This is a genomic window from Alkalilimnicola sp. S0819 (assembly GCF_009295635.1).
Taxonomy (GTDB): domain Bacteria; phylum Pseudomonadota; class Gammaproteobacteria; order Nitrococcales; family WHIW01; genus S0819.
On record NZ_WHIW01000011.1, the window covers coordinates 74,622 to 89,345 of the forward strand.

Sequence of the window (14,724 nt, forward strand, 5' to 3'; positions counted from 1 at the left end):
CAGTTCAGCGATCAGCGCGTTTCCAGGCCTTTCAAAGCTCGCATATAAGCCGCCTCGTCCGGCGGCATGGCCATCTGCTGGGATTGCCACAGCACCTCGCCCAGGCACTCCATCATGGCGTGTTCCGCTTCCATCACGCCGCCGTAGGCGCGGCACAGGCGCCGGTGCAGGGCGCGAATGCCCTGCGGGCGGTTACTGGCCACCTGTTCCCGAATGGCGATGTGCATGCCCATGTGCATGAATGGGTTGGCCTCGCCCAGCTCGGGCAGGAACTCCCGGCCCAGGCTGCGCTCCTCGTGCTCCAGCAAGGCATGGTACTCCGGGTGCTCCATCACCACGTCCGCCACCAGCTGCTCGATGGCCTCCATGGGCAGGCCCTCCCGGGCCTTTCGCCAACTCTCCAGATAGACGCGGCGGATCTGGTCACGGTCCTGGCTGTAGAACATGGGGTCTCCCTGTGGCCGGTTGGCAAAGACTTTCGGGGCATTGTCTCACGCAAGCCCCTTGCCCTGCAGGCGCGCGGCGCTTCGTCTACGCCGTCTTCTCCTTGAACTCGCACAGGTCGTAGATGACGCAGGCCGCACAGCGGGGCTTGCGGGCCACGCAGACGTAGCGGCCGTGGAGGATCAGCCAGTGATGGGCGTCCTTCAGGTACTCCCTGGGGATCCACCGCACCAGCTTGTCCTCCACCTCCCGCACGGTCTTCCCGCGGGCGAGGCCGGTGCGGTTGGCGACGCGGAAGATATGGGTGTCCACCGCCATGGTGGGCTGACCGAAGGCGGTGTTGAGCACCACGTTGGCGGTCTTGCGGCCCACGCCCGGCAGCGCTTCCAGCGCCGTGCGGGTGGAGGGCACCTCGCCGTCGTGGCGCTGCAGCAACAGCCGGCAGAGCTGCATGATGTTCTCCGCCTTGGTGTTGTAGAGCCCTATGGTCTTGATGTGCGCCTTCAGCCCCTCCAGGCCCAGCTCCAGGATCGCCCGAGGGGTGTTGGCCACGGCGAAAAGCCGGGCGGTGGCCTTGTTCACGCCCCGGTCGGTGGCCTGGGCCGAGAGCACCACGGCGATCAAAAGCTCGAAGGCATTGCTGTATTCCAGCTCGGTGGTGGGCTCCGGGTTCTCCGCCCGGAGCCGAGCGAAGATGGCGGCGCGCTTTTCGCGGTTCATGCCTGGCCGGGGGCGGCCTCGGGGCCCGCCTCGGGTTCCGCCGCCGGAGCGCGGGCGGCTCGGGCCGCCAGGCGCTTGTCGATGCTGTTCTTCAGCGCCAGCAGCAGCCCCAGACCGATGAACGCGCCGGGGGGCAATACGGCCAGCAGAAAGCCGCGGTAATCGTCCAGCACCGTGAGGGTCAGGCCCCGGCCCCATTCGCCGAGCATCAGGTGCGCCTGGGCAAGTAGCGTGCCCTGGCCCAGCAGTTCCCGCAGCGCCCCCAGCACCACCAGCAGCAGAGCGAAGCCCAGCCCCATCATGAAGCCGTCCAGCGCCGCGGCCAGCGGCTTGTTGCGCGAAGCGAAGGCCTCGGCGCGGCCGAGGATGCTGCAGTTGGTGACGATCAGCGGAATGAAGATGCCGAGAATCAGGTACAGCTGATGGAACCAGGCGTTCATGGCCAGTTCGATGGCGGTGACGATGCTGGCGATGATCAGCACGAACACGGGAATGCGTACTTCCGGGCGCACGATATTGCGGATCAGGGAGACGGCGAGGTTGGAGGCCACCAGCGTGAGCAGGGTGGCCAGCCCCAGGGCCAGCCCGTTGACCACGGTGGCGCTCACCGCCAGCAGCGGGCACAGGCCCAGCAGCTGTACCAGGCCCACGTTGTTGTTCCACAGGCCGTCGCGAACGATCTGGCCATAGGCGTTAGCGGACATCGGCGCCTCCTCGTTCGTTGGCAGGGTTGGCCAGTTCCGGCCGCGGGTCCGGCGCCCGCTCGGCGGGCGCGGCGTAGATCGCCTCACGGTGGGCGGCATGGTACTCCAGCGTGCGCTTCACTGCCGCGACCACCGCGCGGGGCGTGATGGTGGCACCGGTGAACTGGTCGAAGGCACCGCCGTCCTTTCGAACCTTCCACGCCTGCGCCGGCGGGTCACCCAGGCGCTTGCCCTGGAAACCGTGTATCCAGTCGGACTTCTCGGACTCCACGGCATCGCCCAAGCCGGGTGTCTCGGCATGGCCAACCACGCGCACGCCGGCCAGTTCGCCGCTGCGATACACTCCCACCAGCAGGCGTATGGGGCCACTGTAGCCGTTCGGCGCCACCACGGTGAAGATGGCCGCCACTGGCTGGCCCCGCCGACGAGCCCGGTAGACGGTCTGGGGCGGCTGGCCCCCGAGGATCGGCGCGTCCAGCGCCAGGGTGTCGTCCACCAGCTCGTTGTCGTACGCCGCCGCGGGGAGGATCTGGTTCAGGCGGTCGAGCAGGGTCTGGCGCTGGTTCTCGGCGATGCGATCGGCGGTCTGGTACTGGGTCCAGGCCACCAGCCCGGTGCCGGCCACGGCGAAGCCGGCGAGCAGCGCCGCCGCGATGAGCATTTGACGTCCCAGACTCATCTCAGTGCCCATAGACGCGCGGTTTGTTGTAATAGTCGATCAAGGGGGCGGCCATATTCATCAGCAGCACGCCGAAGGCGATGCCGTCGGGATAGCCGCCCCAGCTGCGGATGATGAAGATCAGCGCGCCGATGCCCGCGCCGTAGATCAGCCGGCCGCGCGGCGTGGTGGCCGCGGACACCGGGTCGGTGGCGATGAAGAAGGCGCCGAGCATGATACCGCCGCTGAGCACATGAAACAGCACCCCGGGCTGGGTGTCCGGGGCCAGCGCCCAACCCAGCGCCGCCAGTGCGCCGAGGCTGCCCAGCATGCCGGTGGGGATCTGCCAAGCGATCACTTTCTTGTAGACCAGCCACAGGCCGCCGGCGAGAAAGGCGAGGTTGATCCACAACCAGCCGACACCGCCGAGTACGCCGAACACCGCATCCTGCTTGATGGCGCCCAGGGGCCGCTCCAGCCCCAGCTCGATGCCCACATGATCCAGCGGTGTGGCCATGCTCAGCGCATCCAGCGACCGCCCGGTGGCAGTGATGCCGCCGCCGAACACGCCGCGCCAGATTTCGGCCAAGCCCAGCGGCTCGGCCAGCAGCGGGGCGGGGGCGGGCCAGAGGGTCATCTCCCGGGGGAAGGAGATCAGCAGGATGACATAACCCACCATGGCGGGGTTGAAGGGGTTGTAGCCCAGCCCGCCGTAGAGGTGCTTGCCCAGCACGATGGCGAACAGGGTGCCCAGCACCGTGAGCCACCAGGGGGCCAGCGGCGGCAGGGCCAGGGCGAGCAGCGCGGCGGTGACCAGTGCGCTGTAATCGCCCAGGAAAAGGCCCACGGGGCGGCGGCGCAGCACCAGCATCAGCGCCTCGCCGGCCACCGCGGCGATGATCGCCAGCAGCAGGTTGAGCAGCACCCCGTAGCCGAAGAACAGCGCCATCAAGGCCGTGCCAGGGAGCAGGGCGTAGAGCACACGACGCATCATCAGCGGCACACTGTTGATGGGTGGCAGATGGGGCGAGCTGACGCTGAAAAAGCGCATCAATCCGATTCCTCGTTACTGGCCTCGGCGCTGGCGCGAGCCTTGGCGGCTTTCTTTTCCTCGGCGCGCTTCAGCGCGGCCTGAATGGCGGCCTGCTTGTCGACGGCGGGCTTTTCACCGCCCGCGCCCTCGGCCTTGGCCTCCTGGGCGCGGCGCAGGGCCTCCTTCTTCTTGCGCCGTTTCTCGGCCTGCTCCTGTTTTTCGCGCTCCAGACGCTCCAGGCGGAACTCGTAGCGATCCCGGGCCAGGTCCGCCTTCTTGCGCTCCCGTTCCTGCTCGGCGATCTCGGACTTGGCGTAGCGAAAGTACTGTACCAGCGGGATCTGACTGGGGCAGACGTAGGCGCAGGCACCACACTCGATGCAGTCGAACAGCTCGTGTTCCTGGGTCTTGTCGAAGTCCCCGGCTCGGGCATGCCAGTAGAGTTGCTGCGGCAGCAGGCTGACCGGGCAGGCATCGGCGCAGGCGCCGCAGCGGATGCAGGGCAGGGCCTCGGCGGGGCGGGGAAACTCCGCCCCGCTGCCGGCCAGCACGCAGTTGGTGGCCTTGATCACCGGCACGAGGTCGTCCTGTACCGCAAACCCCATCATGGGCCCGCCCATGAGCAGCCGGTCCACCTCCGGCGTGTAGCCGCCGCAGTACTCGATCAGGGCACTGAACGGAGTCCCGATGCGTACTTCCAGATTGGCCGGCGCGGCTACCCCGGCACCGGTCACGGTGAGCACCCGGGAGATCAGCGGTCGGCCCTCGACGACGGCCTGGTACACCGCCGCCGCGGTGCCCACGTTGTGGCACACCACGCCGATCTGCAGGGGCAGACCGCCGGAGGGGACTTCACGACCGGTGAGCACCTGGATGAGTTGTTTCTCGCCGCCGGCGGGGTAGCGGGTGGGCACGGCGGCCACGGCGACGTCCCGCTCGCCCGCCGCGCTCAGTGCCTCGCGCAGGGCGGCGATGGCTTCGGGCTTGTTGTCCTCCACGCCGATGGTGCAACGGCGTGCCTGCAGCGCATGACGGATGATGCGCAGCCCACCGACGATCTGCTCGGCCCGCTCGCGCATCAGGCGGTCATCGCAGCTGATGTAGGGTTCGCACTCGGCGCCATTGAGGATCAGATCCTCCACCACGGCGCCGGGGCCGGGGTTGAGTTTCACCGAGCTGGGAAAGGCAGCGCCGCCCAGGCCCACGATGCCGGCCTCGCGCACTCGTTGGCGCAGTTCCGCCGGATCGCGCTGTTCCCAATCACTGATCGGGGCGGGCAGCTCGGCCCAGCGGTCCTCGCCATCGGTGCGGATCACCACACAGGGGGCGCTGAGCCCCGAAGGGTGAGGCACCGGGCGTGATTCGATGGCGGTGACGGTGCCCGAGCTGGGGGCGTGAACGGCCGCGCTGACGTAGCCGTCCGGGCGGGCCAGCATCTGGCCCTTGCCCACGGTATCGCCTACCTTCACCAGCACTTCGGGGACGGCGCCGATGTGCTGGCCCAGCGGCACGGTCAGCTCGGCGGGCACGGGGGCGGGGCGTATCGTCGTGGTGTTGGACAGCTTCTTGCGCCCCGCCAGCCTCAGGCCGCCGGGGAAGCGGAACAGCTTGTTCATTGCCCGGCCCCCTGCTTCGGCTCGGGCAGGGGCCACTTCCAGCTATCGATGTCCTCTTTCACCGGCACCATGTAGATGCAGTCCACCGGGCAGGGGTCCACGCACAGCTCACAGCCCGTGCATTCATCCTTGATGACCGTGTGCATCTGCTTCGCCGCGCCCAGGATCGCGTCCACCGGGCAGGCCTGGATGCAGCGGGTGCAGCCGATGCACACCTCCTCGTCCACCCAGGCTACGGTGGGCACGGGTTTCTCTTCGCCGTTCTCGGGATTGAGCGGCTTGGGTTCCACGCCCATCAGATCCGCCAACGCTTCCACGCCGGCCTCGCCGCCGGGTGGGCACTGATTGATATCAGCCTCTCCGCTGGCGATAGCCTCGGCATAGGGCCGGCAGCCAGGGAAGCCGCATTGGCCGCACTGGGTCTGGGGCAGGATGGCGTCGATCTTGTCGACGATGGGTTCGCCCTCGACCTTGAAGCGCACGGCCGCGAAGCCGAGCAACAGCCCGAACACCACCGCCAGCGCACTCAATGCCAGGATCGCTTCCAGCAAAACTACAGCCTCCGTGGCGCCGTCGGCGCCTACAGGGTGACCAAACCCGAAAAGCCCATGAACGCCAGGGACATCAGGCCCGCCGTGATCAGGCCGATGGACGCGCCTTGGAAGGGGCCGGGCACGTCGGCGACGGCCAGTCGCTCACGCAGTGCGGCGAACAGCACCAGCACCAGGGAGAAGCCCGCCGCCGCACCGAAACCGTAGACCGCCGACTGCAGGAAGCCGTTCTGCTCCTGCACGTTCAGCAGCGCCACGCCCAGCACCGCGCAATTGGTAGTGATCAAGGGCAGGAAGATCCCCAGCACCTGATAGAGCAGGGGGCTGGTCTTGTGCACCACCATTTCGGTGAATTGCACCACCACCGCGATCACCAGGATGAAAGTGATGGTGCGCAGGTATTCCAGGCCCAGCGGCGAGAGCAGGTACTCGTTGGCCAGGTAACTGCACACCGAGGACAGCGTGAGCACGAAGGTGGTGGCCAGAGCCATGCCCATGGCGGTTTCCAGTTTGCGCGATACCCCCATGAACGGGCACAGGCCGAGGAACTTTACCAGCACGAAGTTGTTGACCAGTACCGTACTGACCAGGATAAGGGCCAGCTCCGTCATGCCGTGTGCCTGCCTTTGGAGATGAGAATGACTGCTATCACCGCCGCCATCTTAAGGGGCGGGGAGGCAATAACAACCCATAAAGTATGGGGCTTCAAGAATAATGGCGGCCAAGCTTAGGCGAGGTGGTTATAAGCCGGGGAGGGATCGCGACCATGAGCCGCTCCCGAAGCGGCCTGCTGTTCAGCAGGAACGGCTCATGGTCGCGATGGATGGCCTTTACTTCACCCGCATCCCCGGCTGCGCCCCTTCGTGCGGCTCCAGAATCCACAGATCCTCCCCGCCCGGACCGGCGGCCAGCACCATGCCTTCGGACACGCCGAACTTCATCTTGCGCGGCTGCAGGTTGGCCACCATGACGGTGAGCTTGCCCTGCAGCTCCTCGGGCTGGTAGGCCTTCTTGATGCCGGCGAAGACGTTGCGGGTCTCGCCGCCCAGATCCAGGGTGAGTCGCAGCAGCTTGTCGGCGCCCTCCACGTGGGCGGCCTCGGCAATGCGGGCGATGCGTAGATCGAGCTTGGCGAAGTCGCCGATCCCGATGGGCTCGGCGATGGGTTCGCGCTGCAGCGGGCCCTCGGCGACGGCCGGCGCGGCCGCGGGGGCCAGGGTCTGCTTCGATTCTTCGACCATGGCTTGTACCTTGTCCGGGTCCACCCGCGTCATCAGCGGGGTGAAAGGGCCGATGCGATGGGCCAGCAGCGGCGACTGAGCGTCGTCCCACTGCTGCGCGGGCAGGCGCAGAAACTCTTCCGCGGCCTCGGCCATCTTTGGCAGGACGGGCTTGAGATAGATCATGAGGGTGCGGAACAGGTTCAGGCCCTGGGTGCACACGGCCTGCACCCGCGCTTCCTGGCCTTCTTCCTTGGCCAGCACCCAGGGTTTCTGCTCGTCGATGTACTGGTTGGCCTGATCGGCCAGGTTCATGATCTCGCGCACCGCGCGGGCGTATTCCCGGTCCTCGTAGAGTTGGGCGATGGTTTCGCTCTGGCCGCTGACGCGGTGGAACAGTGCCGGATCATCCAGCTGCTCGGCGAGCTGGCCGCCGAAACGCTTGCTGATGAAGCCGGCGCAGCGGCTGGCGATGTTCACCAGTTTGCCCACCAGATCGCTGTTAACCCGGGCGGTGAAATCGTCCAGGTTCAAGTCCAGATCGTGCACGCCGCCGCCGAGCTTGGCCGCCAGGTAGTAGCGCAGGTACTCCGGGTTCAGATGGTTGAGGAAGCTGCGCGCCATGATGAAGGTGCCCCGGGATTTGGACATCTTCTGACCGTTCACGGTAAGAAAGCCGTGGGCGTTGATCTGGGTGGGCTTGCGAAAGCCCGCGCCCTCCAGCATGGCCGGCCAGAACAGGGCGTGGAAGTAGATGATGTCCTTGCCGATGAAGTGATGCAGCTCGGCCTCGGAATCGGCGGCCCAGAACTCGTCGAAGTCCAGGCCTTCCCGGTCGCAGAGGTTCTTGAAGCTGGCCATGTAGCCCACCGGCGCGTCCAGCCAGACGTAGAAGTACTTGTCTTCGGTGTCGGGAATGCGAAAGCCGAAATAGGGGGCGTCGCGGGAGATGTCCCATTCGCGCAGGCCATCCTCGAACCACTCGGCGAGCTTGTTGGCCACCTCTTCCTGGATGTGGTCGGGGCTCGAGGTCCATTCCTTGAGCATGGGCTCGAAGTCCTGCAGCCGCACGAAGTAATGCAGCGAGTCCTTTTCGATGGGCCGTTCGCCGGAGATCACCGATACGGCGTTCTTCAGCTCCGCCGGGGTGTAGGTGGCGCCACAAGCCTCGCAGCTGTCGCCGTACTGGTCCTCGGCGCCGCAGCGCGGGCATTCGCCCTTGATGTAGCGGTCCGGCAGGAACATGTCCATCTTCGGATCGAAGGCCTGCCGAATGGTGCGGGTCTCGATGTGCCCGGCGGCCTTCAGGCGCTCGTAGATCAGGGTGCAGAAGTAGCGGTTTTCCTCCGAGTGAGTGGAGTGGTAATTATCGAAGCCGATATGGAAATCGGCGAAATCCTCTCGGTGCTCGGCGCCGATGCGCTCGATCAGTTCCTCGGGCTCGATCCCCTCCTGGCGCGCCTTGAGCATGATGGGCGTGCCATGGGCGTCGTCCGCGCAGACGTAATAACACTCATTGCCGCGCAGCTTCTGGAAGCGCACCCAGATATCGGTCTGGATGTACTCCACCATGTGCCCCAGGTGAATGGGGCCGTTGGCATAGGGCAGGGCGCTGGTGACCAGAATCTTTCGCGTCATTCGCAGTTACGACTCGTGCGTGGCTGGGAGGCAGCGGCCGATTATGCCAGATCGGCCCGATGCTTGGCGAAGGCGCTCAACTGGAAAAGTGCGGCGAATAACCCTACCTTTGGCAACATGCAGTGACGCCCGCGCGAGGCGTTCCGGTCGAGGAGAGGTGCATGAAGAACGAACGCAGGGCCCAGCGAGAGGTCATCAACTACTACCTGAAGGTCTACGAAGCCGACAGTGGTGAGTTTCTCGGTTATCTGGCCGATGTGACCCGTGAAGGCGCCATGATCCAGAGCCGCGAGCCCATCCAGCCCGAGCATGACTACGAGCTGCGTATGGAGCTGGGCGAGGATCTGGCCGGTGAGGCCATCTGCCTGAAGGCCCGCAGCATCTGGGAGCGCAAGGAGCGCAATTCCATCTTCCACTCCACCGGTTTCCGCTTCACCCAGGTGGAAGAGCAGGACGCGCCCAAGCTGGAACGGCTGATGCAGAGCTACCGCCTGCCGGTCCCGGAGAAACGCGGCACCGTGGTTCGCCACTGACTCGCCGCGGGCTCCGGCCCGCCGCCGCGATGCCGCCGCGGGCGGCATCGAGGAATCCCTCCCCCGTAGCTTGTGCCTTCGCGAACCTTGCGCCAGCAAAGCGCGCCCCTGCTTCCTCCGCCACCCCTGCAGCCCCCGCTGCTTTTCCCTTAGACTGAATCACCACTTCATCAGGCAATTCCAGGAAGGCCGACGCCATGTCAGACATCACTCCCGAGCGCATCGAACAGGCCCTGTCCCAGTGGGTCGAACCCAATATGGGGCGTGATCTGGTCAGCACCGGTGCGCTGCAATCGGCGCGCTGGGAGAACGGCGTGGCGATGCTGCGGGTGCAGCTGCCCTATCCGGCTCGCGGTTATCGCGATGAGCTGCAACAGGCGCTGGCCGAGCAGCTGCGCGCGGCGCTTGGCGTGGAGGAGGTACAGCTGGAGCTGGATTGGAAGATCGCCGGCGCCCGGTTGCAGCAAGGCGGGCTGCAGCCGTTGCCGCAGATTCGCAACATCATCGCCGTGGCCTCCGGCAAGGGCGGGGTGGGCAAATCCACCACCGCGGTCAATCTGGCGCTGGCGCTGAGCGCCGAGGGCGCGCGCTGCGGCGTGCTGGATGCCGACATCTACGGCCCCAGCCAGCCGCGCATGCTGGGGCTTTCCGGCCGGCCGGAAAGCTCTGACGGCAAGACCATGGAGCCGCTGGAGAACTATGGCATACAGGCCATGTCCATCGGTTTTCTGGTGGACGAGGAGTCCCCGATGGTCTGGCGCGGCCCCATGGTTACCCAGGCCCTCACCCAGCTGCTCAACGAGACCCGCTGGCGGGATCTGGATTATCTGATCGTGGATCTGCCCCCGGGCACCGGCGATATCCAGCTGACCCTCTCCCAGCGGGTGCCGGTGAGTGGGGCGCTGATCGTCACCACGCCCCAGGATATCGCCCTGCTGGATGCGCGCAAGGCGCTGAAGATGTTCGAGAAGGTGCGGGTGCCGGTGTTGGGCGTGGTGGAGAATATGAGCACCCACATCTGCAGCCAGTGTGGTCACGAGGAGCATATCTTCGGTGCCGGCGGCGGGGCGCGCATGGCGGCGGACTACGAGGTGGACCTGCTGGGTGCGCTGCCGTTGGATATCCACATCCGCGAGCAGGTGGATGGCGGGCGGCCCAGCGTGGTGGCGGATCCGCATGGGCGTATCGCCAGGGATTACCGGGCGATTGCCCGACGGGCGGCGGCGCGCCTGGCGCTGCAGACCGAGCGAAAATCCGCTTTCCCCCGCATCGAGGTGGGTGATAGCTGAGTCGCGCGCGTGGCGCGTGGGGGTGGCCGCCCGCCTGTCGCGGCTTTCCCCCGTGCGGCCACTGAGGCACAATTCCCGGCCATCAGAACAATCAGCCTTGGGTAGCCCGGATGAGCATCAAATCGGATAAGTGGATTCGCCGCATGGCGGAGCAGACAGGCATGATCGAGCCGTTTCAGGCCAAGCAGCTGCGTGACGCGGAAGGGCGGCCGGTGATCTCCTACGGGGTGTCCAGTTACGGCTACGACGTGCGCTGCGCCGACGAGTTCAAGATATTCACCAATATCAACTCGGCCATCGTCGACCCGAAGAACTTCGACGAGAACAGCTTCGTCGACGTGAAATCCGATGTCTGCATCATTCCGCCCAATTCCTTCGCCCTGGCCCGCACGGTGGAGTACTTCCGCATTCCGCGCAATGTGCTCACCATCTGCCTGGGCAAGTCCACTTACGCGCGCTGCGGGATCATCGTCAACGTCACGCCACTGGAGCCGGAGTGGGAAGGGCATGTGACGCTGGAGTTTTCCAACACCACGCCGCTGCCGGCGAAGATCTACGCCAACGAAGGCGTGGCGCAGATGCTGTTCCTGGAGTCCGACGAGGTCTGCGAGACTTCCTACGCGGATCGGGGCGGCAAGTACATGGGGCAGCGCGGTGTGACCCTGCCACGCAGCTGAGCGCCGCTCGGCCTCAGGGTTTTTGCAGGCCGTCCAACCGCCGCAGGCTGAGGCGAACGGTGCTCTCGCCTTCCTCCTGCTGCTCCATGTGCACGGCCAGATAACCCAGCTCCGGCGCGCACCACAGGGTGGTGCGCTTGTCACTGTCCTCCACCCTCACCACCCTCAGGGTGCGGAAGGTGCCCACAGCCGTCTCCCGCATTTCCTCGCCGTCGATGCGCAGGCGGTAGGTCTTCAGCTTGCCGCCATCGGCGATGGGGTAGACCAGTTCCCGCTCTCCCTGCCTGAGGTCGTGCATCAGTTGCAGTGGGCTCACCAGGCGGTCCAGGGCGTCCGGCGGGATGGGCATGCGCCAGGGCCGCTCGCCGATATCGTTGACCACCTCGCCCTGTTCCCAGTCAAAGCGCAGCACCGCGTGCCGGGCATCGCGCCCGCGGCGTATGTACTCGTAGCGCAGCGGTTTCGGGCCCTGCTCGGTGAGCAGGCCGTGGCTGCTCTCTTCCACCTCGGCGCGAAAGAAGAGCGCCGCGAGACCGGTGGGCTGGGTGAGAGAGTGGTAGTGATAGCGGCGTGCGCCCAGGCGCTGAAAGTTCACCTCGGCCCGGCCGAGGGTGAAGCCGCCGCGACTGACTTCGTAGACCGCGTGAAAGGCCGGGGGAGCATCGGCACCGGCGGGGCTCGTCAGGGCACAGATAAGCAGTAGCCCGAGCAGGCGGCGGATGATCGGCATCGGAACCCGTTGTTCAGGCAGTCCCAGGGGAATTTTTCGGAGTCTCCCTTAAAGCGTGCCGGGGTCCTGGCCCGGTTCCAGCCGAGGGGCGGTGACCAGGGGCATACCGTCAAGATAGGCCCGCTCGCCACGCATTTCGACCCTGCCCTCGGCTAACCAGCGCACCGCCAACGGATAGACCCGGTGTTCCTGACCGTGGACCCGCTCGGCCAGGCTCTGCGGGTCGTCGTTGTCGTGCACCGCCACCGGCCCCTGAACGATGACCGGGCCGGCGTCCAGGTCCGGGGTGACGAAATGCACGCTGCAGCCGTGCTCGCGCACGCCGGCCGCCAGAGCGCGCTGGTGCGTATCCAGGCCGCGGAATGCCGGCAGCAGGGAAGGGTGGATGTTGATCAGTCGGCCCTGATAATGATCGACGAAGCCGGTGCTGAGAATGCGCATGAAGCCCGCGAGTATCACCAGCTCGGGCGCCACTTCGTCGATCATCGCCCGCAGCGCCTCATCGTAGGCTTCGCGGCTGTCGAAGTCCCGGTGGGGAAGCACTCGGGTGGGAATGCCCGCCTGCTCGGCGCGCACCAGCCCATAGGCCTCGGGCTTGTTGCTGATCACCGCCCGAATATCGATGGGCAGGCTGCCTTCGTCCCGGCCATCGATGAAGGCCTGCAGATTGCTGCCGCTGCCGGAGATGAGCACCACCACCGGCAAGGGGCTGCCCGTCATGCGCCCTCCGCGAATCGCACCGCCTCATCGGCTTCGGCGCGCGCCTCCAGCGCACCCAGCACCCAGGCCTGCTCGCCGGCGGCGTTCAGCTGTGCCACGGCGTCGCCGGCTTGCTCGGCGGGCAGGGCCAGCACCATGCCGACACCGCAGTTGAAGGTGCGGTACATCTCCGCATCGGCAATGCCGCCCTGCTGCTGCAGCCAGCCGAAGATGGCCGGCCACTGCCAGGAGTCGGTGTCGATGCGCGCCCGCACCTGCTCGGGCAGCACCCGGGGCAGGTTCTCGGGCAGGCCGCCACCGGTGATATGGCAGATGCTGTGAATATCCAGTGTCTCCAGCAGCCCGCGCACCGCCTTGACGTAAATGCGGGTGGGGGCCATCAGGTGCTCGGCGAGGCTGCGGCCTTCCAGCTCCTCGCTCAGGGCGGCGCCGCTGCGCTCCAGCACCTTGCGCACCAGGGAATAGCCGTTGGAATGCGGGCCGCTGGAACCCAGCGCGATCAGGGCATCGCCCGGCGCGCAGCGGCTGCCGTCGAGGATGCGTTCCTTCTCGACGATGCCCACGGAAAAGCCGGCCAGGTCATAGTCGCCCTCGCCGTACATGCCGGGCATCTCCGCGGTCTCGCCCCCCACCAGGGCGGCGCCAGCCTGGAGACAGCCTTGGGCGATGCCCCGCACCACCCGGGCCGCCACGTCCACGTCCAGCTTGCCGGTGGCGTAGTAGTCGAGGAAGAACAGCGGTTCGGCCCCGGTGACCAGCACGTCGTTGACGCACATGGCCACCAGGTCGATGCCAATGCCGTCGTGCATCCCGGTCTCCAGGGCGAGCTTGAGCTTGGTGCCCACCCCGTCGGTGCCCGAAACCAGCACTGGCTGCCGATAACCGGCGGGTAGTTCGAACAGGCCGCCGAAACCCCCGAGCCCGCCCAGAACCTCCGGGCGACGGGTGGCGGCCACATCGGCCTTGATGCGTTCGACCAGGGAATTGCCGGCGTCGATATCGACCCCTGCATCGCGATAGGTCAGGCCGGGCTGGACAGGCTGCTTGCTCACCGGGTGCTCCTCGTTGGGGAAGGGCGGTATGGTAGCGGGAAATGGTTTGAATCCCCAGCGAAGCTGCTATTTTACGGATACCTCGAGACAAGGCCCAGCCGTGATGATCAGAAAACTGTGCTTGCTCTGCTTGCTCTGGCCGCTGACCCTGGGTGCCCAGAGCCTGTTCGATGTGCGCGTGCCGGTGGCGAATGGCGGCGCGCAGGCCCGCGAGCAGGCGATGCCGGCCGCCCTGGAACAGGTGCTTGCCCGCCTGACCGGACAGGGTGGGCTCGCCGCCGATGAGCGCCTGCGGGATTTGCTGCCGCGCGCCGGGCGCTACGTGCAGCGCTACAGCTATGAACAGGGCGAGGACGACGCGCCGCCGACGCTGCGCTTGAGTTTCGATGACCGGGCGCTGCGCGCGGCGCTGGCCGAGCGGCAGGTGCCGGTATGGCAGCAGGGCAAGCCTGCGGTGCTGGCCTGGGTGGCCGTGGAACAGGGTCGCGAACGTGATCTGCTCGGCGGAGAGGATGACCCGGCGCTGCGCCAGGCAATGCGCGAGGCGGCGCGGGATTACGGCCTTGCGCTGCTGTTTCCCTTGTTGGACCTGGAAGACCGCCGCTCGATCCGGGTGTCCGATGTCTGGGGTGGTTTCGCCGACTCGGTGCTGACGGCGTCTCGCCGCTATGAGGCGAGCGCGGTGCTCTCCGCGCGCCTGAATCAGGACCGGGCCGGGCGCTGGCAGGGGGCCTGGCGTCTGTATCTGGGCGGTGAGGCCGCCGCCGCCTGGCAAAGCCGCGGCGAGAGCGCCCAAGGCGCCTTGGCCGACGGCATGCGCGGCCTCGCGCAGGGTTTCGCCGCGCGTTACGCGGTGGTGCCGGGGCAGCGTGAGGAGCGGCTGCGTCTGCGGGTCGAGGCAGTGTCCCAGGCGTCGGATTACGCCTGGCTGCAGCAGCGGCTGGCTGAAGTGCCGGGCGTGAGTGGGGTGGGGCTTGCCCGCGCGGAGGGTCGTGACCTGGAGTTCGAGCTGGCGCTGGATCTGGCGCCGGAACGCGTGCTGGGCACCCTGGATCGCGTCCCATGGCTGCGCCGACAGGAGGTCCAGGCCGGGGGCACTGCCGGCGTACCCCATCTTTACCGGCTGAGCCGCTAGCGCC

The 14,724-nt window shown here is 66.9% G+C and carries 16 protein-coding genes; 4 read left to right on the forward strand and 12 right to left on the reverse strand.

Translation table 11 applies throughout. From position 1 onward, the window contains the following. Positions 1 to 11: 11 nt before the first annotated feature. The 9 genes from GBG68_RS10385 to metG all read right to left on the reverse strand — a co-directional run bounded on the left by GBG68_RS10385 (position 12) and on the right by metG (position 8,584). Complete coding sequence (locus GBG68_RS10385) at positions 12 to 446, reverse strand: DUF1841 family protein (RefSeq protein ID WP_152147009.1); 435 nt, start codon at positions 444 to 446, stop codon at positions 12 to 14. Positions 447 to 531: 85 nt separating this feature from the next. Next, on the reverse strand, positions 532 to 1,164 hold the full coding sequence (gene nth / locus GBG68_RS10390; protein ID WP_152147011.1) for an endonuclease III: 633 nt from the start codon (positions 1,162 to 1,164) through the stop codon (positions 532 to 534). Beyond that, positions 1,161 to 1,868 (reverse strand): electron transport complex subunit E, encoded by a 708-nt coding sequence (locus GBG68_RS10395; RefSeq protein ID WP_152147014.1) that lies wholly within the window; start codon positions 1,866 to 1,868, stop codon positions 1,161 to 1,163. Before GBG68_RS10395 ends, nth begins: the two co-directional genes overlap by 4 nt. Continuing rightward, entirely contained in the window at positions 1,858 to 2,547 is a 690-nt protein-coding gene (gene rsxG / locus GBG68_RS10400; protein WP_152147016.1) for an electron transport complex subunit RsxG, read from the reverse strand. The genes GBG68_RS10395 and rsxG overlap by 11 nt, the downstream gene beginning before the upstream one ends. Position 2,548: 1 nt before the next feature. Beyond that, the gene (gene rsxD, locus GBG68_RS10405) at positions 2,549 to 3,577 is read right to left on the reverse strand and encodes an electron transport complex subunit RsxD (RefSeq protein WP_152147018.1); all 1,029 of its coding nucleotides are present in this window, start codon (positions 3,575 to 3,577) and stop codon (positions 2,549 to 2,551) included. Then, positions 3,577 to 5,175: an electron transport complex subunit RsxC gene (rsxC, locus tag GBG68_RS10410; protein ID WP_152147020.1), complete on the reverse strand. Its 1,599-nt coding sequence runs from the start codon at positions 5,173 to 5,175 to the stop codon at positions 3,577 to 3,579. Before rsxC ends, rsxD begins: the two co-directional genes overlap by 1 nt. Then, positions 5,172 to 5,726: an electron transport complex subunit RsxB gene (gene rsxB, locus GBG68_RS10415; RefSeq protein ID WP_193222302.1), complete on the reverse strand. Its 555-nt coding sequence runs from the start codon at positions 5,724 to 5,726 to the stop codon at positions 5,172 to 5,174. The genes rsxC and rsxB overlap by 4 nt, the downstream gene beginning before the upstream one ends. 29 nt (positions 5,727 to 5,755) lie before the next feature. Next, complete coding sequence (gene rsxA / locus GBG68_RS10420; protein ID WP_152147022.1) at positions 5,756 to 6,337, reverse strand: electron transport complex subunit RsxA; 582 nt, start codon at positions 6,335 to 6,337, stop codon at positions 5,756 to 5,758. A gap of 219 nt (positions 6,338 to 6,556) precedes the next feature. Then, complete coding sequence (metG, locus tag GBG68_RS10425) at positions 6,557 to 8,584, reverse strand: methionine--tRNA ligase (RefSeq protein WP_152147024.1); 2,028 nt, start codon at positions 8,582 to 8,584, stop codon at positions 6,557 to 6,559. A gap of 161 nt (positions 8,585 to 8,745) precedes the next feature. Between metG and GBG68_RS10430 the strand changes: the two genes are divergently transcribed. The 3 genes from GBG68_RS10430 to dcd all read left to right on the forward strand — a co-directional run bounded on the left by GBG68_RS10430 (position 8,746) and on the right by dcd (position 11,083). Continuing rightward, the gene (locus tag GBG68_RS10430) at positions 8,746 to 9,117 is read left to right on the forward strand and encodes a PilZ domain-containing protein (RefSeq protein ID WP_152147026.1); all 372 of its coding nucleotides are present in this window, start codon (positions 8,746 to 8,748) and stop codon (positions 9,115 to 9,117) included. A 197-nt stretch (positions 9,118 to 9,314) separates the two neighbouring features. Next, positions 9,315 to 10,406 (forward strand): iron-sulfur cluster carrier protein ApbC, encoded by a 1,092-nt coding sequence (gene apbC / locus GBG68_RS10435; protein WP_152147027.1) that lies wholly within the window; start codon positions 9,315 to 9,317, stop codon positions 10,404 to 10,406. 110 nt (positions 10,407 to 10,516) lie between these two features. Further along, positions 10,517 to 11,083: a dCTP deaminase gene (dcd, locus tag GBG68_RS10440; RefSeq protein ID WP_152147029.1), complete on the forward strand. Its 567-nt coding sequence runs from the start codon at positions 10,517 to 10,519 to the stop codon at positions 11,081 to 11,083. 13 nt (positions 11,084 to 11,096) lie between these two features. On the opposite strand, the gene GBG68_RS10445 is transcribed toward dcd, so the two are convergent. From GBG68_RS10445 to purM, 3 genes are read right to left on the reverse strand one after another with little or no spacing between them, the layout of a single operon-like run. Then, positions 11,097 to 11,813, reverse strand: coding sequence for a DUF3108 domain-containing protein (locus tag GBG68_RS10445; RefSeq protein ID WP_152147031.1), 717 nt, complete (start codon positions 11,811 to 11,813; stop codon positions 11,097 to 11,099). Between the two features lie 48 nt (positions 11,814 to 11,861). Continuing rightward, the gene (purN, locus tag GBG68_RS10450) at positions 11,862 to 12,533 is read right to left on the reverse strand and encodes a phosphoribosylglycinamide formyltransferase (RefSeq protein ID WP_152147033.1); all 672 of its coding nucleotides are present in this window, start codon (positions 12,531 to 12,533) and stop codon (positions 11,862 to 11,864) included. After that, positions 12,530 to 13,585 (reverse strand): phosphoribosylformylglycinamidine cyclo-ligase, encoded by a 1,056-nt coding sequence (gene purM, locus GBG68_RS10455; RefSeq protein WP_152147035.1) that lies wholly within the window; start codon positions 13,583 to 13,585, stop codon positions 12,530 to 12,532. The genes purN and purM overlap by 4 nt, the downstream gene beginning before the upstream one ends. 103 nt (positions 13,586 to 13,688) lie before the next feature. On the opposite strand from purM, the gene GBG68_RS10460 reads away from it, so the two are divergent. Beyond that, positions 13,689 to 14,720, forward strand: a complete 1,032-nt coding sequence (locus GBG68_RS10460) for a DUF2066 domain-containing protein (RefSeq protein WP_226801771.1) — start codon at positions 13,689 to 13,691, stop codon at positions 14,718 to 14,720. The last annotated feature ends 4 nt before the right edge of the window (positions 14,721 to 14,724 follow it).